The organism is Uliginosibacterium sangjuense (assembly GCF_059132465.1).
Window position 1 is genome coordinate 1526499 of sequence record NZ_CP101132.1, and the last position, 18579, is coordinate 1545077.

At 66.5% G+C, this 18579-nt stretch carries 19 protein-coding genes; 6 read left to right on the forward strand and 13 right to left on the reverse strand.

What is annotated here, in order from left to right:
* Positions 1-41 precede the first annotated feature (41 nt).
* Entirely contained in the window at positions 42-1274 is a 1233-nt protein-coding gene (locus NMB43_RS06940) for a phosphoglycerate kinase (RefSeq protein WP_494351420.1), read from the reverse strand.
* A gap of 321 nt (positions 1275-1595) precedes the next feature.
* Here NMB43_RS06940 and NMB43_RS06945 point away from each other — a divergent pair, with 321 nt between their 5' ends.
* Positions 1596-2438, forward strand: a complete 843-nt coding sequence (locus NMB43_RS06945; RefSeq protein ID WP_494351421.1) for an intradiol ring-cleavage dioxygenase — start codon at positions 1596-1598, stop codon at positions 2436-2438.
* A 6-nt stretch (positions 2439-2444) separates the two neighbouring features.
* Here the strand turns inward: NMB43_RS06945 and NMB43_RS06950 are convergent, their stop codons facing one another.
* From NMB43_RS06950 to NMB43_RS06990, 9 genes are all read right to left on the reverse strand, one after another.
* Entirely contained in the window at positions 2445-4325 is a 1881-nt protein-coding gene (locus NMB43_RS06950; protein ID WP_494351422.1) for a methyl-accepting chemotaxis protein, read from the reverse strand.
* 222 nt (positions 4326-4547) lie between these two features.
* The gene (locus NMB43_RS06955) at positions 4548-5150 is read right to left on the reverse strand and encodes a response regulator (protein ID WP_494351423.1); all 603 of its coding nucleotides are present in this window, start codon (positions 5148-5150) and stop codon (positions 4548-4550) included.
* A 131-nt stretch (positions 5151-5281) separates the two neighbouring features.
* The gene (locus NMB43_RS06960) at positions 5282-7066 is read right to left on the reverse strand and encodes a glutamine--tRNA ligase/YqeY domain fusion protein (protein WP_494351424.1); all 1785 of its coding nucleotides are present in this window, start codon (positions 7064-7066) and stop codon (positions 5282-5284) included.
* Positions 7067-7152: 86 nt separating this feature from the next.
* A complete protein-coding gene (locus NMB43_RS06965) occupies positions 7153-7878 on the reverse strand; it encodes a DUF3379 family protein (RefSeq protein WP_494351425.1) in 726 nt (241 codons plus the stop codon).
* A complete protein-coding gene (locus NMB43_RS06970) occupies positions 7875-8390 on the reverse strand; it encodes a sigma-70 family RNA polymerase sigma factor (RefSeq protein ID WP_494351426.1) in 516 nt (171 codons plus the stop codon). The genes NMB43_RS06965 and NMB43_RS06970 overlap by 4 nt, the downstream gene beginning before the upstream one ends.
* Positions 8391-8446: 56 nt before the next feature.
* Complete coding sequence (locus tag NMB43_RS06975) at positions 8447-8956, reverse strand: DoxX family protein (protein ID WP_494351427.1); 510 nt, start codon at positions 8954-8956, stop codon at positions 8447-8449.
* A gap of 23 nt (positions 8957-8979) precedes the next feature.
* A complete protein-coding gene (locus tag NMB43_RS06980) occupies positions 8980-9756 on the reverse strand; it encodes an HvfC/BufC family peptide modification chaperone (protein WP_494351428.1) in 777 nt (258 codons plus the stop codon).
* Positions 9749-10591, reverse strand: coding sequence for an MNIO family bufferin maturase (bufB, locus tag NMB43_RS06985; protein ID WP_494351429.1), 843 nt, complete (start codon positions 10589-10591; stop codon positions 9749-9751). Before bufB ends, NMB43_RS06980 begins: the two co-directional genes overlap by 8 nt.
* Before the next feature lie 168 nt (positions 10592-10759).
* Positions 10760-11032 (reverse strand): BufA1 family periplasmic bufferin-type metallophore, encoded by a 273-nt coding sequence (locus NMB43_RS06990; protein WP_494351430.1) that lies wholly within the window; start codon positions 11030-11032, stop codon positions 10760-10762.
* 178 nt (positions 11033-11210) lie between these two features.
* On the opposite strand from NMB43_RS06990, the gene NMB43_RS06995 reads away from it, so the two are divergent.
* Together NMB43_RS06995 and NMB43_RS07000 are read left to right on the forward strand one after the other, a co-directional pair.
* Positions 11211-11984 (forward strand): class I SAM-dependent methyltransferase, encoded by a 774-nt coding sequence (locus NMB43_RS06995; RefSeq protein ID WP_494351431.1) that lies wholly within the window; start codon positions 11211-11213, stop codon positions 11982-11984.
* A 118-nt stretch (positions 11985-12102) separates the two neighbouring features.
* On the forward strand, positions 12103-12477 hold the full coding sequence (locus NMB43_RS07000) for a cupin domain-containing protein (protein ID WP_494351432.1): 375 nt from the start codon (positions 12103-12105) through the stop codon (positions 12475-12477).
* Positions 12478-12487: 10 nt separating this feature from the next.
* On the opposite strand, the gene NMB43_RS07005 is transcribed toward NMB43_RS07000, so the two are convergent.
* The 3 genes from NMB43_RS07005 to hrcA are packed head-to-tail and all read right to left on the reverse strand — an operon-like array spanning position 12488 to position 15010.
* A complete protein-coding gene (locus NMB43_RS07005; RefSeq protein WP_494351433.1) occupies positions 12488-12862 on the reverse strand; it encodes a phage holin family protein in 375 nt (124 codons plus the stop codon).
* Positions 12859-13956, reverse strand: a complete 1098-nt coding sequence (gene hemH / locus NMB43_RS07010) for a ferrochelatase (RefSeq protein ID WP_494351434.1) — start codon at positions 13954-13956, stop codon at positions 12859-12861. The genes NMB43_RS07005 and hemH overlap by 4 nt, the downstream gene beginning before the upstream one ends.
* A 10-nt stretch (positions 13957-13966) precedes the next feature.
* Positions 13967-15010, reverse strand: coding sequence for a heat-inducible transcriptional repressor HrcA (hrcA, locus tag NMB43_RS07015; RefSeq protein WP_494351435.1), 1044 nt, complete (start codon positions 15008-15010; stop codon positions 13967-13969).
* Positions 15011-15096: 86 nt separating this feature from the next.
* On the opposite strand from hrcA, the gene NMB43_RS07020 reads away from it, so the two are divergent.
* Genes NMB43_RS07020 through NMB43_RS07030 form a run of 3 tightly spaced genes read left to right on the forward strand, consistent with a single transcriptional unit; the run spans position 15097 to position 18539 of the window.
* Complete coding sequence (locus NMB43_RS07020) at positions 15097-15978, forward strand: NAD kinase (protein ID WP_494351436.1); 882 nt, start codon at positions 15097-15099, stop codon at positions 15976-15978.
* 15 nt (positions 15979-15993) lie between these two features.
* On the forward strand, positions 15994-17658 hold the full coding sequence (gene recN, locus NMB43_RS07025) for a DNA repair protein RecN (protein WP_494351437.1): 1665 nt from the start codon (positions 15994-15996) through the stop codon (positions 17656-17658).
* Complete coding sequence (locus NMB43_RS07030; RefSeq protein ID WP_494351438.1) at positions 17658-18539, forward strand: alpha/beta hydrolase; 882 nt, start codon at positions 17658-17660, stop codon at positions 18537-18539. The genes recN and NMB43_RS07030 overlap by 1 nt, the downstream gene beginning before the upstream one ends.
* The last annotated feature ends 40 nt before the right edge of the window (positions 18540-18579 follow it).

Sequence of the window (18579 nt, forward strand, 5' to 3'; positions counted from 1 at the left end):
CGGCAAGCGGGGCGTTGTGTCAGCACAGAAGCAGAAGCGGCTTACTTGTCGCTCAGGGCTTCCACGCCGGGGAGGGCCTTGCCTTCGAGGAACTCCAGCGAGGCGCCGCCACCGGTGGAGACGTGCGACACCTTGTCTTCCAGGCCGGCCTTCTCGACCGCGGCCACGGAGTCACCGCCACCGACCACGGTGATCGCGCCGTTTGCGGTGGCTTCCACCAGCGCATGAGCCACGGCGTAGGTGCCCTTGGCCGAGGCGTCGATCTCGAACACGCCCATCGGGCCGTTCCACAGCACGGTCTTGGCGCCACGGATGATTTCGGCATAACGGGCGGCGCTCTTGGAGCCGATGTCCACGCCTTCCTGGTCGGACGGGATGGCAGTGGAGGCGACTTCGACCAGGCCGTCCAGCGTACGGGCGCCGAAGTCCAGCTTCTTGGTCACCATGGTGTCGATGGGCAGTTCGAGCTTGTCGCCGGCCTTGGCCATCAGGCTCTTGGCCAGCTCGACCTTGTCGTTCTCGCACAGCGAGTTGCCGACTTCATAGCCCTGGGCCTTGAGGAAGGTGAAGGCCATGCCGCCGCCGATCAGCAGCTTGTCGACCTTGGGCAGCAGGGCTTCGATCACGTCGATCTTGCCGGAGATCTTGGAGCCGCCAATGATGGCCACCAGCGGGCGCACCGGCTTGTTCACGGCGTCGCCCAGGAAGTCCAGTTCCTTCTTCAGCAGGAAGCCCGAGGCGCGCGGCAGCTTCACGCCGACGACCGAGCTGTGCGCACGGTGCGCGGTGCCGAAGGCGTCGGACACGAACACATCGCCATGGCGCGACAGCGCATCGCGGAAGGCTTCGATGGCTTCCGGCGTGGCCTTGGTGACGTTGCCTTCCTTATCCTTGACCTTGCCTTCTTCTTCCAGGTGGAAGCGCACGTTTTCCAGCAGCACGACTTCGCCGGCGGCCAGCTTGCTGGTGACGGCTTCGACTTCCGCGCCGACGCAGTCGTTGAGGAACTTCACCGGCTTGCCCAGCAGTTGTTCCAGGCGCTGGGCGACGGGGGCCAGCGTGTACTTCGGGTTGGCCTTGCCGTCCGGGCGGCCCAGGTGCGACATCAGTACCACGGAGGCACCCTTGTCCAGCGCGTACTTGATGGTGGGCAGGGCGGCGCGGATGCGCTTGTCGCTCTCGACGACGCCATTGTTGACGGGCACGTTGAAGTCCACGCGCATCAGCACGCGCTTGCCGGCCAGTTGCAGGTCTTCGATGAACAGTTTGGTCATGGTCGTATGTTCTATGAGGGAGTGTTGAACGTATGAGGGAGGCGGCAGTGTGCCAGCAGTCTCGCTGCCGGACATTGCACAAAATCAGTCGGACCCGCGATGGTAGGCCCGGCCATGGGGGGGCGCAAGCCTGGCTGCTTGCCAGGCCGGTGAGTGCCGGCTCGCGAAGACTTGCACATTCTTTACGTCTCTTGACCCGCGGATTCATAGACTGGGGCTTGTTCACACGCGCCCACGCCAGCGGGAGGGGCGGTGTGAGCAGGCCCCCGCCATCACCGGCGTTCCAGACCGGGAAAACACTGACCTGACGGAGAAAACACCATGCCTCAACTGCACCAGGACTTGCTGCAGATTCAAAGACGTCATGCCCTTACATTGCTGGGGGGCTTGGGGGCGATGTGGCTGCTGGAGGGCTGCGGTGGCGGTGAGTCCAGTGGTTTGTCGATCGGCAGTTCGACCGTGTCCAGTTCCTCGTCGTCTTCATCGTCGTCCTCCTCTTCATCCGGCGGCAGCTCGACCTGCTCGGTGATCCCGGAGGAGACGGCCGGTCCCTACCCCGGTGACGGCTCAAACAACAATGCGAGCGGCGTGGCCAACGCCTTGACGCTCACCGGCATCGTGCGCAGCGACATCCGCAGCAGCGTGGCGGGGGCGAGCGGCGTGGCGGACGGTGTGCCGCTGACGATCACCCTCCAGTTGGTCAGCACGACCGATGGCTGCACGCCCTTGGTGGGCTACGCGATTTACCTGTGGCACTGCACCGCGGGCGGCTTGTACTCGCTCTATTCGAGCGGGGTGACGGGCGAGAATTATCTGCGCGGCGTGCAGGTGACCGACAGCAATGGCTCGGTCAGCTTCACGACCATCTTTCCCGGCTGCTACTCGGGTCGTATGCCGCACATGCATTTCGAGGTGTATCCCAGCCTGGCCCAGGCGACCGGCTCGGCCAACAAGATCAAGACATCGCAGATCGCCTTTCCGACCGCGACCTGCAACGAGGTCTATGCCACCAGCCTCTACACCAGCAGCAAGAGCAACTTTGCCCAGATCAGCTTTGCCAGCGACAACGTGTTCAGCGACGGCTACAGCACGCAGATGGCCACGCTGAGCGGCAGCACGAACGCCGGCTACGCGGCCAGCCTGCGCGTCGGCATCGCGGCCTGATCTGGTTTAGAGCCGGAAGCGGTTGACCAGGGCGTGCAGATCGCGCGACACGGTATTCAGTTCGCGCACCGTGGCGTTGGCCGACTGGATCGCGGCGTCGGTGTCCGCCGCCATGCGATTGACCTTCTCTGCCGCCTGGGCCATGTCATTGGTGGCCGCCGACTGCTCGCGCGTGGATTCCGCAATATCGCGGATACCCGCCACCACGGCCTGCATGCGGCCGTCGATGCTGGCCATCTGCTCGGCCACCTGATGCGAGGTGTCGACGCCACCCGTCACCGAGTGGCGCGTCTTGTCCATGTTGTCCAGCGCGACCTGGATTTCGCTGTGGATGGTGTCGATGCGATGACCGATCTCCACCGTGGCCTTCGCGGTGCGCTCGGCCAGCTTGCGTACCTCGTCGGCCACCACGGCGAAACCGCGACCCTGCTCGCCAGCGCGCGCCGCCTCGATGGCGGCATTGAGGGCCAGCAGATTGGTCTGTTCGGCGATCTCCTTGATCACGCCGACGATGCTGGTGATCTCGGACGAGCGCATGCCCAGCGCGCCCAGCGTGTCGGAGAGCTGCCCCACGGCCTGCGAGATGTGGTCGATTTCGCCGGCCAAGTGATTGACCGCGGCGGCCGAGTCGAGCGACACCTTGCCGGTGGCGATGGCAGCCTGTTCCGCGTCCTGCGCGTTGTCGGCGATGTGGTTGATGCTGACCGTGATCTCTTCGATCGTGGCGGCCGTGGCGCTGGACACATCCGCCTGGCGTTGCGAGTCGGCTGACACCTCTGCGATGGCCTGGTGCAGCGCATTGACGTCGCGGGCCAGGCGTTCGGACTGGTCACGCACGCCCACGAACATGTCGCGCAGGCTGGCGATGAAGCGGTTGAAGGCTTCTGCGGTCAGGCCGATCTCGTCGCGGCGAGTCACCGGCAGCGCGTGGGTCAGGTCACCGGCGCCGGAGGCAATTTCCTCCAGCGCGGCGCGCAGGCGGTACAGACCGCTCAACAACCGATCCAGCGCCAGCTTGGCCACGCCCACTGCAATCGCACCGAGAATCAGACCGGCCACCACCAGGGTCAGCAACAGGTGGTTCAGCGGGGCCAGGATCTTGCTGCGGCTGGTGACCGTGCCCAGCAACCAGTCGCTGCCCGCCACCGGGACCACACTGAGCAGCACGTGCCCCGAGGGCGTCTCCACGTCACTCAGCTTGCGGGTGCCGGCGAGTTCCTGCAGTTGTCCCTGCTCCAGGCCCGGGATGACTTCCGACACCTGCTTCAGCACGTTGCTGGAGTCCGGGTGCGCGACGATCTTGCCGTCGCGCGTCACCAGGAAGGCGAAGCCGTCGCCGCGCAGCTTGATGCCTTGCGTCAGGGCGATGATGTCTTCCAGTGCGATGTCGCCGCCTGCCACCGCCAGCAGGGAGCCGGCGCTGGTCACGGGCAGCGCGAAGGTCACGCCCAGCTTCTTGGTCGAGGCGAAGATGTAAGGGTCGGACAGTACCGCGGCATTGGCCGAGCTGGCCTTCTGGTACCACGGGCGCGCGGTGGGGTCATAGCCTGCGGGCGGCTGTTTGTCCGGGTTCTGGTAGACCATGCGCTTGTCGGCAAAGCCGACGAAGGTCTGGTCGAAGCGCCCTGCAGTCTTCGCCGCGACCAGGGCGGCATGGGGCGCGTCGGTCGGGTTGATGGCCTGGGCGGCGGCGGCCATGGCGTCGTGGCGCTGGCCGATCCAACGTGCCATCGCCTCGCCATTTCCCTGCATGGCCATGAGGATTTCGTTCTCCACGCCCTGGATGATCTCGCGCTCCATCTGCCGGTAAGCCACCGTCGACAGGACGCTGATGCTCAGCGCGACCAACAGGGACACAAACAGCATCAAGCGGTATTTGAGATTCATGCAGACACCAGGCGATGGAATGAGAGTGCGGGTTAACGGCAATACCCGGGGCGCCTGAAGAATAAATTTGGAAAGGCGGTTGCCGATAGGGACGCACTATCCCGCCAGAAGGAGATTGGCCTTCCGCAGGACATTCTTTTGCGTGGCCGGAGTGGCCTTGAGGGGCCGGCGGGGGGAGAAACGCAGCGCCGCCGGGATGACCCTGGATGCCCGGGGGCGGGCTCAGGATTCCTTGCTGGGCGGCAGGACGGGGACGGCGAGCTGAGTGCTGCTGCTGTTGTCGTCATGCACGCCGAACAGGCTGGCACGCGGCGGGCGGCGCGGGCTGCGGTTGTCGTCGAGCAGGCGCTCGATACGGGCGAACACCTCGTGGCGCGAGAAGGGCTTCTTCATGAAGTCGTCGGCGCCGATGCGGCTGCCGAAGAACTGCTCGGTGGCGTGCTCGTTGCCGCTCATCATGATGACGGGGGTGTCCATGGTCAGGGGATCGCGGCGCAACTGGCGCAGGGCCGAGAAGCCGTTCATGCCGGGCAGCACGATGTCGAGGAAGATCAGTTGCGGGCGTTCGCGGCGCGCGATCTCCAGGCCCGTCTCGGCGTCGCCGGCCTCGAGGATGACGTACTGGACGGACTTGAGGATCTTGCCGAGCGCCGCCACGATGGTCGGGGAATCGTCGATGATCAGCGCCACGGTACCCGGGCGCGCGTTGACACGCGGCCGGGTGCGGCGATTGATCGGTACGACGGGCACGGTGTCGGGCACCTCGTCCACCTGCGGCTTGGCAGGTTCGGGGCGCTTCGAGCGGAACAGATCAAAAAGACCCATGGTTTTGTTACGACGCAAAGTGATACGAGAGTGACCGCAGTGTTCCGCTCACCATACTGGTTTGCCTTTGTCTTGGCGCGGAACTAATTGGCGGCGCTGGCGCGGCGGATTGTCCGCTGCGCCGGCCGCTATCACTTGCCCCAACTGTCCTTGAGGGTAGTCGTGCGGTTGAAAACTGCCCGTCCGTCCACATGGTCCTGGCGGTCGGCCACGAAGTAGCCGTGCCGCTCGAACTGGAAGCTGGTGCCGGCCGCAGCCTGGGCCAGGCCCGGCTCGATCCAGGCGGTGACGACCTTCTTGGAGTCCGGATTGATGGCTTCCAGGAAGTCGCGGCCGCCGGCGTCCGGGTGCTCTTCCTTGAACAGGCGGTCGTACAGGCGCACCTCTGCCTGCTTGCCCTCGCTGGCTGATACCCAGGTGATCACGCCCTTGACCTTGACGCTGTCGGCGCCCGGCGTGCCGCTCTTGGTGTCGGGCACGATCTCGGCCAGCACGGCCGTGATGTTGCCGTTGGCATCCTTCTCGCAGCCCTTGCATTCGATGACGTAGCCATACTTCAGGCGCGCCTTGTTGCCTGGGTAGAGGCGGTGATAGCCCTTGGACGGCTCTTCCATGAAGTCCTCGCGCTCGATCCACAGTTCCGGCGTGAGGTTGAAGTGGCGCCTGCCCATCTCTTCGTGGTGCGGATGGGCTGGCGCCGAGCAGGGCTCGACGTGACCGGGGCCGAACACGGCATCCCAGTTGCTCAGCTTGAGCTTGAGCGGGTCCAGCACCGCCATGGCGCGCGCGGCCTTGCCTTCAAGGTCGTCGCGCAGTGCGATCTCCAGGCTGCTGTAGTCGATCAGGCTGTTGGACTTGGTCGTGCCGGTGCGCTCGCAGAACAGTTGCAGGGCTTCTGCCGTGTAGCCGCGGCGGCGCAGGCCGACGATGGTGGGCATGCGCGGATCGTCCCAGCCGTCGACGTGCTTTTCGTCCACCAGTTGCTTGAGCTTGCGCTTGCTGGTGATCACGTAGGTGACGTTGAGGCGGCCGAATTCGTACTGATGCGGCAGGGGCCTGGCCAGCAGGCCGCCATCGGCCAGATGTTCCAGCAGCCAGTCGTAGAAGGGGCGCTGATCCTCGAACTCCAGCGTGCAGATCGAGTGGGTGATCTGCTCCAGCGCATCCTCGATCGGGTGGGCGAAGGTGTACATCGGGTACACGCACCATTTGTCGCCGGTGCGGTGGTGCTCGGCGTGGCGGATACGGTAGATGGCCGGGTCGCGCAGATTGATGTTGGGCGAGGCCATGTCGATCTTGGCGCGCAGGATCATGCTGCCGTCCGGATGCTTGCCGTCGCGCATCTCATGGAACAGGGCGAGGCTTTCGGCGGCCGGGCGGTTGCGCCAGGGCGAATTCTTGCCGGGCTCGGTCAGCGTGCCGCGGTTGGCGCGCATCTCGTCGGCCGATTGCTGGTCGACGTAGGCGTTGCCGGAAGTGATCAGGTATTCCGCCGCGCGGAACATGAAGTCGAAGTAGTCGCTGGCATGGAACAGGTGCTCGGTGCCATTGGCGTTCCAGCCGAAGCCCAGCCATTGCACGGCGTCGAGGATGGAGTCGACGTATTCCTGCTCTTCCTTTTCCGGGTTCGTGTCGTCGAAGCGCATGTGGCACACGCCGCCGAAATCACGCGCGAGGCCGAAGTTCAGGCAGATCGACTTGGCGTGGCCGATGTGCAGGTAGCCGTTCGGTTCGGGCGGAAAGCGCGTGCGGATCTTCGCCGGGTCCAGCGGGCCCGCCGCATGGTGGGCCGCGTCGCCCGGACTGCCGGCGAAGCGGCGCTGGGCGAATTTGTCGGCGGCGAGGTCGGCCTCGATGATGTTGCGAAGAAAGTTCGTGGCCTGTGCGGCGGGTTTATTGTCGTGCGGTGCGCTCACGGTCGGTCCGGTCTGCAAGAAGGGCGGCGCCAGGCGCGCCGAAACGCGCATTCTACCCCGCGCCGCAACACGCGGTCAGAGCCCGCTCAGAGCCAGCGCACCTTGGACTGCAGGTCGCGCGAGGCCGCGTCCAGGCTGGCCCGGTTGTGCGCGATGATGGCGTAGTAACCCTTGCCGGCGCGTTGCACGCGGACCTGCATGCCATCGACTTCGAGTGTTTCGACCGCGGGGCCGTCCGCCTTGGCGGGCACCAGCAGCAAGGTGACCTCGCCGTGTGGCGTGGCGTAGACGATGTGCCAACCCATGCCATGGCCCTTGATCGGGCACAGGTGCAGGTAGCGTACCGGGGCCAGTGGGGCTTCGATCTGTCCGCCGAAGTTGGCCAGCACGGTGGGAAACTGGCCGAGGTCGGAGACGCGGTGCAGCCCGCGCTCTATCGGTTCTTCTTGCGCATGTTGCAGCGCGGCTTGGGCGAGGCTGATCGACGTCTCCTCACCATAGCGGTCGTGGTACTGGATCACGCTCAGCGCCAGCGCCACCATCAGCGAGGCGGCCAGCGCCATCCAGGGCCAGGGTGGGCGGCGGGGCGTCCGTGCCCGCAGCAGTACGCGCTCGGCCAGGCCCTCCGGCACCGGCACGGCCAGCGTGTCGGCGATGCGTGCTTCGATGGCGTCGGCGCGCCGGGCCCAGGTCTGGCAGGACGTGCAGCCGGCCAGGTGATCGGCCGCCTCGGCCGGCAGCTCGCGCGGGCGGGCCAGCTTGTCGCGGCGGAAATCCAGGCAACTGTACGGCGCCTGATGGGTACTGCTCATGATGCACTCCGGTTATGCGATCGGGCGGCGGCTGGTGTCAGCAGGGCCTGCAAGGCCTTGCGGGCGCGTGTGAGGCGCACCATCACGGCGCCGGCCGTGGTGCCCAGTTGCTCGGCGATCTCTTCGCAGGAGTAACCGCCCAGGGTCTGCAGCAACAGGGGTTCGCGCAGGCTTAGCGGCAGTCCGGCCAGCAGGTTCTCCAGCTCGTACTGCGCGATCAGGTCGTTGCCGGCCGGGATGTCCAGTTCCTCCGGCGCTTCGTCCACATAGTCGAGTTGTTTGCGCTCGAAGGTCCGCGCATGTTCGTTGCGCAGGATGGTCAGCAGCCAGGGTTTGGGATTGAGCGGATCGCGCAGCGCGTCCCAGTTGTTCCACGCGCGGGCGAAGGTTTCCTGCACCAGTTCCTCGGCCTTGAAGCGGTCGTGGCTGAGCCAGTAGGCGAAGCGGTACAGCTCGCCGCTGTAGGCGCGGACGACCTGTTCGAAGTGCTTTTCCTGCTTGCGTTTGAACATGATGGCGGGAGAGGGGGCGGGCCTTGGACGAGTGGACCGGGCAAGCTCGGCAAAGCTTACATCGGGCCGCGTATGGATTCTGCAGGCGGCGCGGATTGTGCCTGCAGGCGGCGGGCGAGCAAGGGGTCGAGCGCTAGCCGGCCGCCACCGCAGGCCAGCAGCGTGAGCAGGCCGGCGCCCCAGAAGAAGTGCGATTGAAGCGCGGCCGGGCATTCGAAGGTCCATAACGCCGGGTAGGACACGACGGCCATCGCGTTGACCACGAACAGGCCGGCCGCGGCAAAACGGCCGGCCAGGCCCAGCGCGAGCAGCGGCGGCAGCACGACTTCGCCGAAGCTGCCGGCGGCGGCGGCCAGGGCCGGGGGCAGCAGCGGCACCTGGAATTCCTCCTGGAACAGGAACAAGGTGTTGTCCCAGTCGGCCAGCTTGGCCAGGCCCGAGCGCAGGAAGACCCAGGCCAGGTACAGGCGGAAGCCCAGCAGCAGCGCGTCGCGCAGCAGATCGAAAAGGGGCGTCAGGCGGAGCGTATGGTGGTAGGCGCGGTGAATCAGGGGGAGCGTGTTCATGTGTGGGCTCTCGTAGGTCGGGGTCAGTGCAGGGCAACGATGAGGCCCTGGGCGAAGGCCTGCTGCAGGCAGCCCGCAGGGTCGAAGCCGGGTTCGTGTTCCAGGGCCTGCTCGATCATGTCGGTCAGCGTGTGCCCCGCCTGGGCGGCTTGCCAGAAGGCAGCTTCGGCAGCGCTCAGCGCAAGCACCTCGAGGCGCCAGGCGCTACGCGCAACCAGTGCGGTCTCGGCGCCGCCGTGGTCGAGGTCCAGGGTGCCTTGGTAATCGGGCTGGTGTTGTCGCCACAGGCTGGCCAGTGGCCAGGCCGAGGTCAGCAGGCAGCTCGCGGGGTGCAGGGCGAGGCGTAGTGTGGGCAGTCGCTCGGGGGCGCAGGCCTGCAGCTCAGCCAGACTCAGCGCTGCGATATCGGCGGCCCGGCTGGCTTCGTGCACGGCCCATTCCAGTTGCGCGAGTTCGACCAGCCAGGGCAGGCCGATCGCCTCCGCCGGGCCGGCCAGGCTTTCACCAAGCCTGGCCCCATAGTCGTTGAGGTCGCCGCTGCGTGAGGGATGGGCCAGCCAGTAGTCGCGTGCCAGGGCTTGCATGAATTCCTCGCCGACCACCTGGGTCAGCACCGGGTAGGCCAGGCACAAGGCTTGTTGCGCGTTGAGCAGGGCGTTGCGGCGGTAGGCGGTGAGGCCGGCGGCGCGGCGCGCGGCCTCGCCTTGCAGCAGGTCCGGCAGGTCGGCGGGGCCGCTGCTGCGGATCAGGCTGGCGAAACGACGTTGCGTGTCGAGCAGGGCTGGAGCGTGCTCAGGCATGACAGGCCTCGTTCCTATAAGCATGCAGAATGCTGCGAGCATGGTGGGCCTCGGCCAGCAGCGTGGCGAGAGGCGGCAAGTCGGCGTCGCGCTCGATCAGGGTCGGGGCCGGGCCGAGGCGCTGTACCGCCTGCTCGAACAAGGCCCACACCGGGTCGCACACGGCGCTGCCGTGGGTGTCGATCAGCAGCAGGCCTTCCTGCGTGTGGCCGGCCAGGTGATATTCGCCGACGCAGCCGGCGGGCAGGCAGGCCAGCTCGCGCAGGGGATCGAAGTCGAAGTTGCAGGCGTTGACGTAGAGATTGTTGATGTCCAGCAGCAGGCCGCAGCCACTGGCGCTCACCACGGCCGCCAGCCATTCGCCTTCGCTGAAATCGGGGGCGGCGAAGTCGACATAGGCCGACAGGTTCTCGACCAGGATGCGGCGGCCCAGGCGCTGCTGCACGCGGTCGATGCGCGTCACCAGCAGGGCCAGCGCTTCTCGGCTACGTGGCAGCGGCAGCAGGTCGTTGAGGGACTGGCCGTCGATGCTGCTCCAGCTCAGGTGTTCCGACAGCAGCGCCGGCTGCACCTGTGCTGCCAGGCGCGCCAGCTTGTCCAGGTGCGTCGCGGCGAGCGCATCGGCCGAACCCAGTGACAGGCCGACACCGTGCAGGCTCAGCGGATAACGCTCGGCGACCTGCATCAGGCTGTGCAGGGCGGGGCCGCCGGCGTGGAAGTAGTTCTCGCTGTGGACTTCGAGGAAGTCCAGGTCGGCGGGCGTGTCCAGCAGCGCGCGCTGGTAGGGTGCGCGCAGGCCGATGCCAACTGCGGTGGGGGGGAGGGGCGTGTGCATGTCAGCAAAGAGGGCCGGACAGACTTGCTGCCCGCATCGGTGCGCAGAGCGGCCAACAAGATGAAATGGAGCGAAGCGAAATGCTGCTGGCCAGGCGCAGCCGCGCCGACAGTACAGGTAGTACGGCAAGCGGCTGCAACAACGCCAGCATCATTTCGCTGGTTGCTCTTACATGGGTTTCTTGGCGCCGGCCTTGAGCGAGCCGCCCATCTTTTCGCAACTGCCCTTGGCAACGTACTTCCAGTCGTTGGGGTCGTTGTCGGTCTTGGCGTGGCCTTGGCAGGAGTGGCTGCCGGTGGCGGACGCACAGTCATTGGCGCCGGCCTTGGCGATGCCGTAGCACTTTTCCTTGCCGGCATCCTGCGCGGCGGCGGTATGGGGCAGGGCGGCCAGGGCGAGGACGGAACCGAGGGCGGTGGCGAGAAGGGCTTGCTTGTTCATGTGTGTTCTCCTGGTTGGGTAATGGCTGGCCGTGGGTTCGTGGCCAGGCATGCGAGTAGACAGGGGGGCGGCTGGAAACCTTACATGCCGGGGGGCGAGCGTCCTGGTGGCGTGGCGGCGCGCGCCACGGGTTGGGAGTACACTGGCGGCCGGTCATTCCGAGAGATACAGGACTCACATGAACCCGCGCGAGGACAATCAGGCCGGCAAGGACGTGTTTTCAGCCGTGGCAGACGGCTATGTGCGCTTCCGCCCGCGTTACCCGGAAGCCTTGTTCGACTGTCTTGCCGGTATCGCACCGGCGCGCCAACTGGCGTGGGATGTCGGCTGCGGCTCAGGCCAGGCCACGCAGGACCTGGCCGATCGTTTCACCCAGGTCGTCGGCACCGACATCAGTGCGGCGCAGATCGGCGCCGCGCCGGCCTACCCGAACATCGAGTATCGCGTCGCGCCGGCACATGCGAGCGGCCTGCCGGATCACTCCGTAGACCTCATCACCGTCGCCCAGGCCCTGCACTGGTTCGACCTTGACGCCTTCTATACCGAGGTTCGCCGCGTGGCCAAGCCGGACGGGGTGATCGCGGTGTGGAGCTACGGCACCATCAATGTGGGTGAGGATGCGATCTACGATGCCGTCATGCATTTCCTGAAGGAGAAGCTGGGCCCGTACTGGCCGGCCGCGCGTCGCCACGTCGACAGCGGTTACCGCGAGTTGCCCTTCCCCTTCGAGGAAATCACCGCCCCGCCCTTCGGCCTGACCGTCGACTGGACCCTGCCGCAACTGCTGGGCTACGCGCGTAGCTGGTCAGCCGTGGCGCACTACGTCGAGGCGCATGGCGCCGACCCGGTGGTCGCGCTGGGCGAGGAGATCGGCCCGCTGTGGGGTGATCCGTACGTCACGCACAAGATCCGCTGGCCGCTGACGATCCGCATCGGGCGTGTGAATACCTGATCGGGACGTGAGGCGCATGCTCGACCTGTCGTTCGCCCTCTCCCCCAGCCCCTCTCCCGTTCACAGACGAGGGGAACTTCGTGAAGGCCCCGGGCTTTGCCCGATGCCTTGAATCCATATGGCCCGCCGCCCGCGCATCGTCATCAACGCCGGCACGGCCGAGTACTTTTTCGAGGAAGGCTGCTACATCACCGAGTGGTGGAACTCGCCGGATGACGAGGATGCCTCGGTCGCGCGCGCCCGTGTGCCACCCGGGGTGACGACCGAATGGCATCGGCTGGACGGCATCACCGAGCGCTACGTGATCCTGTCCGGTCGTGGTACGGCGGAGGTCGGCAAGTTTCCGCCCATGCCTGTCTCGACGGGCGATGTGGTGGTGATTCCGCCCGGCGAGCGCCAGCGCATCCGCGCCGAAGGCAGCGAGGATCTCGTGTTCCTTGCCATCTGTACGCCGCGCTTCCGGCCTGAAGCCTATCTGCGCGGTGAGGCCTGAACGCGCGCGGTCAGCGACGGCCGCGCATGGACACCTGGACTGACTTCGAGTCACCCAGTGCCAGGCCGACCATCCAGGTCAGCACGCCATACACCAGCGCGCCCCATAGCGCCGGCCAGAAGCCTGGCACGTGGAAGCCGCCGACCAGACCGGCCACGGCCCAGAACAGCAGGGCGTTGATGACCAGGGCGAAGATGCCCAGGGTCAGCACGGTGATCGGCAGGGTCAGGATCAGCAGGATCGGGCGGATCAGTGCGTTGATCAGCCCTAGGCCCAGTGCGGCCGCCAGGGCGGCGGTGTAGCTCGACACCGAGATCGAGCCGACGATCTCCGGCACCAGCATCAGGGCCACCGCGTTCAGCGCCCAGCGCAGGATCAGCATCATGTCGTCGCTCCGTGCGCGCGGGCGCGCTGTGCGGTGGCGGCCAGCCGCTCTGCCGTCGGCTGGGGCAGGGCCAGCCAGTCTTCGATGTGACGCTTGCTGATGTTCAGCAGCGCCGAGATGAAATCGTTGCGCTCATTGAGGCAGGGGATGTAGCCGAAATGCTTGCCGCCGCTGCTGATGAAGGCCGCCTTGCACTCCATGGCGATCTCTTCCAGCGTCTCCAGGCAGTCGGCGACGAAGCCAGGGCAGATCACATCGATCGACTTGACGCCTTGCTTGGCCAGCTCGCGCAGGGTCGGTTCGGTGTAGGGCTGCAGCCACTCGGCCTTGCCGAAGCGCGACTGGAAGGTGATCTTGTACTGCTCCGGCTTGAGACTCAGCGCCTCGGCGAGCAGGCGGCCGGTCTTGTGGCATTCACAGAAGTACGGGTCGCCACGGTCCAGGGTGAAGCGTGGTACGCCGTGGAAGCTCATCACCAGTTGCTCGGGCCGGCCGTTGGTTCGCCAGTGCGCCTGTACGCTGTTGGCCAGCGCCATGATGTAGTCATGCTGGTCATGGAAGTTGCGCACGAAGCGCAGCTCGGGCAGGTTGCGCATGCGCATGGCGACCTCTGCCACCGCGTCGAACACGCTGGCCGTTGTCGAGGCCGCGTACTGCGGATACATCGGCAGCACGAGGATGCGGCGGCATTGTTTTTCCTTCAGCGCCAGCAGGCCTGACTCGATGTCGGGCTGACCGTAGCGCATGGCGTACTCCACCAGCACGCGGCCGTGGCCAGCCTGCAGGTAGTAGCCCTGCAGGTACTTGGCCTGGCGCTCGGTATGCACTTTCAGCGGCGAGCCTTCGGCGGTCCACACCTGGGCGTACTTCTCCGCCGACTTGGCCGGGCGGGTGTTGAGGATCACCAGGTTCAGCAGGGGCGTCCACAGCAGGCGCGGAATCTCGACTACGCGCGGGTCGGACAGGAACTGCTTCAGGTAGGGCCGCACCGCCTTGGCCGTGGGCGCTTCCGGCGTGCCGAGATTGACCAGCAGGATGCCGATGCGCTCGGCGGCGGCGTGGTCATGCTTGGGTTCGGGTAAATAACGTGGCATGCAGGCGTGGTCAGCCGTTGTTGGACAGTGCGCTGGAGAGCAGGCGCGCGGTGATGTCGACGATGGGGATGACTCGGTCGTAGGCCATGCGCGTGGGGCCGATCACGCCTACGGTGCCGACCAGTTGGCCGTCGACCTCGTAGGGGGCGGTGATCACGCTGCATTCGTCCAGCGTGGTGATGCCGGATTCGCCGCCGATGAAGATCTGCACGCCGTCGGCACGGTTTGAGATGTCCAGCAACTGCATCAGGCTGGACTTCTGTTCGAACATGCGGAACAGCTCGCGCATGCGCGACATGTTGGAGGACAGCTCGTCGACCTCCAGCAGGTTGCGCTCGCCGGAGATCACGTAGTCGGTGTCCTGCTTCTCGATGGCTTCTTCGCCTGCCTGGATGGCCGCGCTCATGAGTTCGGACATGTCGGCGCGCAGTTCGGTCAACTCCATGCGCAGACGGTCCAGCATGTCGGTGAGCCCTAGGCCCACGCAATGCTGGTTCAGGTAGTTGGCTGCCTGGGTCAGCTCGCTGGGCGAGTAGGCGCGCTTGGTCAGCAGGATGCGGTTCTGCACGTCGCCGGTGGTGGTGACGATGATCAGCAACACGCGCGTATCGGACAGACTGACGAACTCGATCTGGCGGACCTTGGTGCCGTCCTTGCGCTGCGCCACCACGATGCCGGCGAAGTGCGTCAGGCCGGACAGCAGTTGCGAGGCCGCGTTGATCACACGCTTGGGGTCGTCTGGCTGCAACTGGTGTTCCAGTGCGCGCAGTTCATTCTGTTCGATGGTCTGCACGGTCAGCAGTGAATCGACGAACAGGCGGTAGCCGCGCGCGGTGGGAATGCGGCCGGCCGAGGTGTGCGGGCTGGCGACGAAGCCCATCTCCTCCAGGTCGGCCATCACGTTGCGGATCGTGGCGGGCGACAGTTCCAGGCCGGACTGGCGCGACAGCGAGCGCGAGCCGACGGGCTGGCCCTCGGCGATGTAGCGCTCGACCAGGGTCTTGAGCAATACCTTGGCGCGTTGGTCGAGAGAAGCGTCTGATGGATTCGACATGACCCCCGATTGTAAGTGGCTGGCTCCCCGCTGACCAGTTGCGGCGGGCCTTCACGGACCGGGCCGCGCGGTTACAATGCCGCTCCATGAGCACAGCGTTCAAGACCATTGCCCTGATTGGCAAGTACCAGAGTGCGGAAGTGGGCGAAGTCCTGAGCCAGTTGGCGGACTTCCTGCGCCGGGCCGGCGCAACCGTGTGGATCGAGCTGGAAACGGCCAACGCCACCGGCCTGGGCTTTGACCGGGTGGTCGACTACGACGCCATCGGCCGCGGTGCCCAGTTGGCCATCGTGGTCGGTGGCGACGGCACCATGCTCACTGCGGCCCGTCGGCTGTCGGCCTATGGTGTGCCCCTGATGGGCATCAACCTGGGGCGCCTGGGCTTCCTGACCGACATCTCGCGTGACGGCATGCTGGAAATGGTGGCCGAGGTGCTCAACGGCAAGTGCCAGCGCGAGCGCCGTGTGTTGCTGGAGGCCGAGGTCCTGCGTAACGGCGCCCCGGTGTTCAGTACCACCGCACTCAATGACGTGGTGCTGTCGCGCGGCGAGATCGGCCGCCTGATCGAGTTCGAACTGCATGTCGATGGCGAGTTCATCTACTCGCAACGCGCCGACGGCATGATCGTCGCCACGCCGACCGGCTCCACCGCTTACGCCTTGTCGGCCAATGGCCCCATCCTGCATCCGCGCCTGGCGGGCATGTTGCTGGTGCCGCTGTGCCCGCATGCCCTGACTTATCGCCCCATCGCCCTGTCGCAGGAGAGCACGGTGGAATTGGTGATCCTGCCCTCGCACGACGCGCGCATCCACTTCGATGGCCAGACCTTGTTCGACGCCAAGGCGGGCGACCGTATCCGTGTGCGCCGTTCATTCCAGTCCGTGACCCTGCTGCACCCCGAGCAGTACAGCTACTTCGCCGTGCTGCGCGAGAAGCTGCACTGGAGCGCGGCGCCGCGCCTGTCCTGAGGACTGGATCGACTCATGCTGCGGCGTCTTCTGATCAAGGATTTCGTGCTGGTTGACCAGCTCGAACTCGATTTCCGTGCCGGCTTCGGTGCGCTGACGGGCGAGACCGGCGCCGGCAAATCCATCCTGCTCGACGCCCTGGCCTTGCTGCTGGGCGAGCGCGGGGATGCCGGCGTGGTACGCAGCGGCTGCGACAAGGCCGATCTCGCGGCCGAATTCGACCTACCCGCTGACTCCCCGGCTCGGACCTGGTTGCTGGCGCAGGACCTGTCGGCCGACGAGGACGTGATCCTGCTGCGCCGGGTGATCGACAGCGGCGGCCGCTCGCGCGCCTACATCAACGGCATGCCGGCCACCGCGACGCAGTTGCGCGAGCTGGGCGAGTTCCTCGCCGACATCCATGGCCAGCATGCGCACCACGCCTTGTTGCGCCCGGATGCACAGCGCATCCTGCTCGACAGCCATGCCGGCCTGCTGCCGCTGGCGCGCGAAGTGGCGCTGGCGTACCGCGAATGGCGCGCCGCCGCGAAGGCGCGTGAGGAGGCGGAGCAGGGCCAGGCCCATCTGCTGCGCGAACGCGAGATGCTGTCCTACCAGGTCAAGGAGCTGCGCGAGCTGGGCTTCGCGGCTGAAGAGTGGGATGCGCTGAATCAGGAGCAGGCGCGCCTGTCGCATGCGGCCAGCCTGCTGGAGGGTGCCTCGGCGGCACTGGACGCCGTCAGCGAGAGCGATGCGCCGCTGGCCACCGAGACCGAGCGCCTGGCCGCCCGCCTGCAGGAGCTGGCCGGCTATGACCCGCAGTTGGGCGAGATCGCGCAGTTGTTGTCGGAAGCCGCGATCCGGCTGGAAGAGGCGGGCCATGCGCTGCGCCGCTACCGTGATCGCGTCGACCTCGACCCGGCACGCCTGGCCGAAGTCGACCAGCGCATCGCCGCCGTGCTGGACATGGCGCGCAAGTATCGCGTCGCGCCGGAAGCGCTGCCGGGCCTGCTCGACGAGAGCGCTACACGACTGGCGAGCTTGGACGAGCTGGCCGATCCCGCCGCCTTGCTGGCGCGCGAACAGGAGACGCAGGCGCAGTTCGATCGCAAGGCGCGCGAGCTGAGTGGCAAACGTGAAAAGGCCGCCGCCGCATTGGGCGAGGCCGTGACTGAAGCCATGCAGGGCCTCGCGATGGCTGGTGGTACGTTCCAGATTGCCCTGCAGCCCGAACCGGATGGTGCTGCCACCGGTTACGAGCGCATCGAGTTCCAGGTTGCCGCGAATCCCGCGCAGCCGCTGCGACCGCTGGGCAAGGTTGCGTCCGGCGGCGAGCTGTCGCGCATCGGGCTGGCGATCCAGGTCATCACCAGTGAAGCGCAGTCCGCGCCGACGCTGATCTTCGACGAGGTCGACGTCGGCATCGGGGGCAGCGTGGCCGAGATCGTGGGCCGCCGTCTGCGCGAGCTGGGCCGCACGCACCAGGTGCTGTGTGTGACGCACCTGCCGCAGGTGGCTGCGCAGGCCGACTGGCAATGGAAGGTGGCCAAGGAAACCGTCGACGGTGCCACGCTGTCGCGCCTCTCGGCGCTGGCCGAGGCTGAGCGCGTGGAAGAGATCGCGCGCATGCTGGGCGGCGTCAACATCACCGAAACCACGCGCCAGCACGCCGCCGAGTTGCTGGGCCAGCGCCGCGCCTGATGGGCTACACCGAGCATCCGCTGTGGCCGGGCGATGCGCCGGGTTCGGCGGGGCTCGTGCTGGAAGAGTTCATCGACGAACGCAGCCCGGACATCACGCAATTCCATGACCGCGCGATCAGCCGCATCACGCGGCCGATGCTGCGCGTCTATCGCCCGGCCAAGCCGAATGGGCTGGCGCTGCTGGTGATTCCCGGTGGCGGCTACCAGCGCGTCGTCATCGACAAGGAAGGTGAGGAGATCGTGCCCTGGCTCACCGGCCTGGGCATCACGGTCGGTGTGCTCAAGTATCGCCTGCCCGGCGAAGGTCATGCGCAGGCGGTGCACGTATCCTTGCAGGACGCGCAGCGCGCGATGCGCTGGTTGCGCGCGCATGCCGTGTCGCTGGGCATCGCGCCGCAGCGCGTCGGGCTGATGGGCTTCTCGGCCGGCGGCCATGTCGCGGCGATGCTGGCGACGCGCTTTGCGGCGCCCGTCTATGCGGCGCAGGATGCGGTGGACGGCAATTCCGCACGGCCTGATTTCGCGCTGCTGGTCTATCCCGTCATCACCATGGACGCGGTCTACACGCACGCGATTTCGCGGCAGAAACTGCTGGGCGAAGCGCCCACTGAGGCCGAAATCAAATCGCAGTCCGCCGAGCTGATGGTGCAGGCCGACACGCCGGCCTGTTGCATCGTGCATGCCGATGACGACGCCTCCGTACCGCCCGAGAACGCGCTGCGTTTCTACTTCGCACTGCGTCGGCAGAAGGTGCCGGCGGAGCTGCATGTGTTCCAGCGCGGCGGTCACGGTTTCGCGATCCGCCTTGCTCAGGGGCCTGTCGCGCAATGGACGCAGTTGTGCGAGAACTGGCTGCGCCTCAACGGCTGGCTGAGATGAGCAAACCGGCCAAGCCCGGCAATCGACCTGCGCTGCCATC

Bases quoted from the DNA above. Each gene is read 5' to 3' on its own strand.
- NMB43_RS06940 (WP_494351420.1), bottom strand. From the start codon at position 1,274: ATGACCAAACTGTTCATCGAAGACCTGCAACTGGCCGGCAAGCGCGTG.
- NMB43_RS06945 (WP_494351421.1), top strand. From the start codon at position 1,596: ATGCCTCAACTGCACCAGGACTTGCTGCAGATTCAAAGACGTCATGCC.
- NMB43_RS06950 (WP_494351422.1), bottom strand. From the start codon at position 4,325: ATGAATCTCAAATACCGCTTGATGCTGTTTGTGTCCCTGTTGGTCGCG.
- NMB43_RS06955 (WP_494351423.1), bottom strand. From the start codon at position 5,150: ATGGGTCTTTTTGATCTGTTCCGCTCGAAGCGCCCCGAACCTGCCAAG.
- NMB43_RS06965 (WP_494351425.1), bottom strand. From the start codon at position 7,878: ATGAGCAGTACCCATCAGGCGCCGTACAGTTGCCTGGATTTCCGCCGC.
- NMB43_RS06970 (WP_494351426.1), bottom strand. From the start codon at position 8,390: ATGTTCAAACGCAAGCAGGAAAAGCACTTCGAACAGGTCGTCCGCGCC.
- NMB43_RS06975 (WP_494351427.1), bottom strand. From the start codon at position 8,956: ATGAACACGCTCCCCCTGATTCACCGCGCCTACCACCATACGCTCCGC.
- NMB43_RS06980 (WP_494351428.1), bottom strand. From the start codon at position 9,756: ATGCCTGAGCACGCTCCAGCCCTGCTCGACACGCAACGTCGTTTCGCC.
- bufB (WP_494351429.1), bottom strand. From the start codon at position 10,591: ATGCACACGCCCCTCCCCCCCACCGCAGTTGGCATCGGCCTGCGCGCA.
- NMB43_RS06990 (WP_494351430.1), bottom strand. From the start codon at position 11,032: ATGAACAAGCAAGCCCTTCTCGCCACCGCCCTCGGTTCCGTCCTCGCC.
- NMB43_RS06995 (WP_494351431.1), top strand. From the start codon at position 11,211: ATGAACCCGCGCGAGGACAATCAGGCCGGCAAGGACGTGTTTTCAGCC.
- NMB43_RS07000 (WP_494351432.1), top strand. From the start codon at position 12,103: ATGGCCCGCCGCCCGCGCATCGTCATCAACGCCGGCACGGCCGAGTAC.
- NMB43_RS07005 (WP_494351433.1), bottom strand. From the start codon at position 12,862: ATGATGCTGATCCTGCGCTGGGCGCTGAACGCGGTGGCCCTGATGCTG.
- hemH (WP_494351434.1), bottom strand. From the start codon at position 13,956: ATGCCACGTTATTTACCCGAACCCAAGCATGACCACGCCGCCGCCGAG.
- hrcA (WP_494351435.1), bottom strand. From the start codon at position 15,010: ATGTCGAATCCATCAGACGCTTCTCTCGACCAACGCGCCAAGGTATTG.
- NMB43_RS07020 (WP_494351436.1), top strand. From the start codon at position 15,097: ATGAGCACAGCGTTCAAGACCATTGCCCTGATTGGCAAGTACCAGAGT.
- recN (WP_494351437.1), top strand. From the start codon at position 15,994: ATGCTGCGGCGTCTTCTGATCAAGGATTTCGTGCTGGTTGACCAGCTC.
- NMB43_RS07030 (WP_494351438.1), top strand. From the start codon at position 17,658: ATGGGCTACACCGAGCATCCGCTGTGGCCGGGCGATGCGCCGGGTTCG.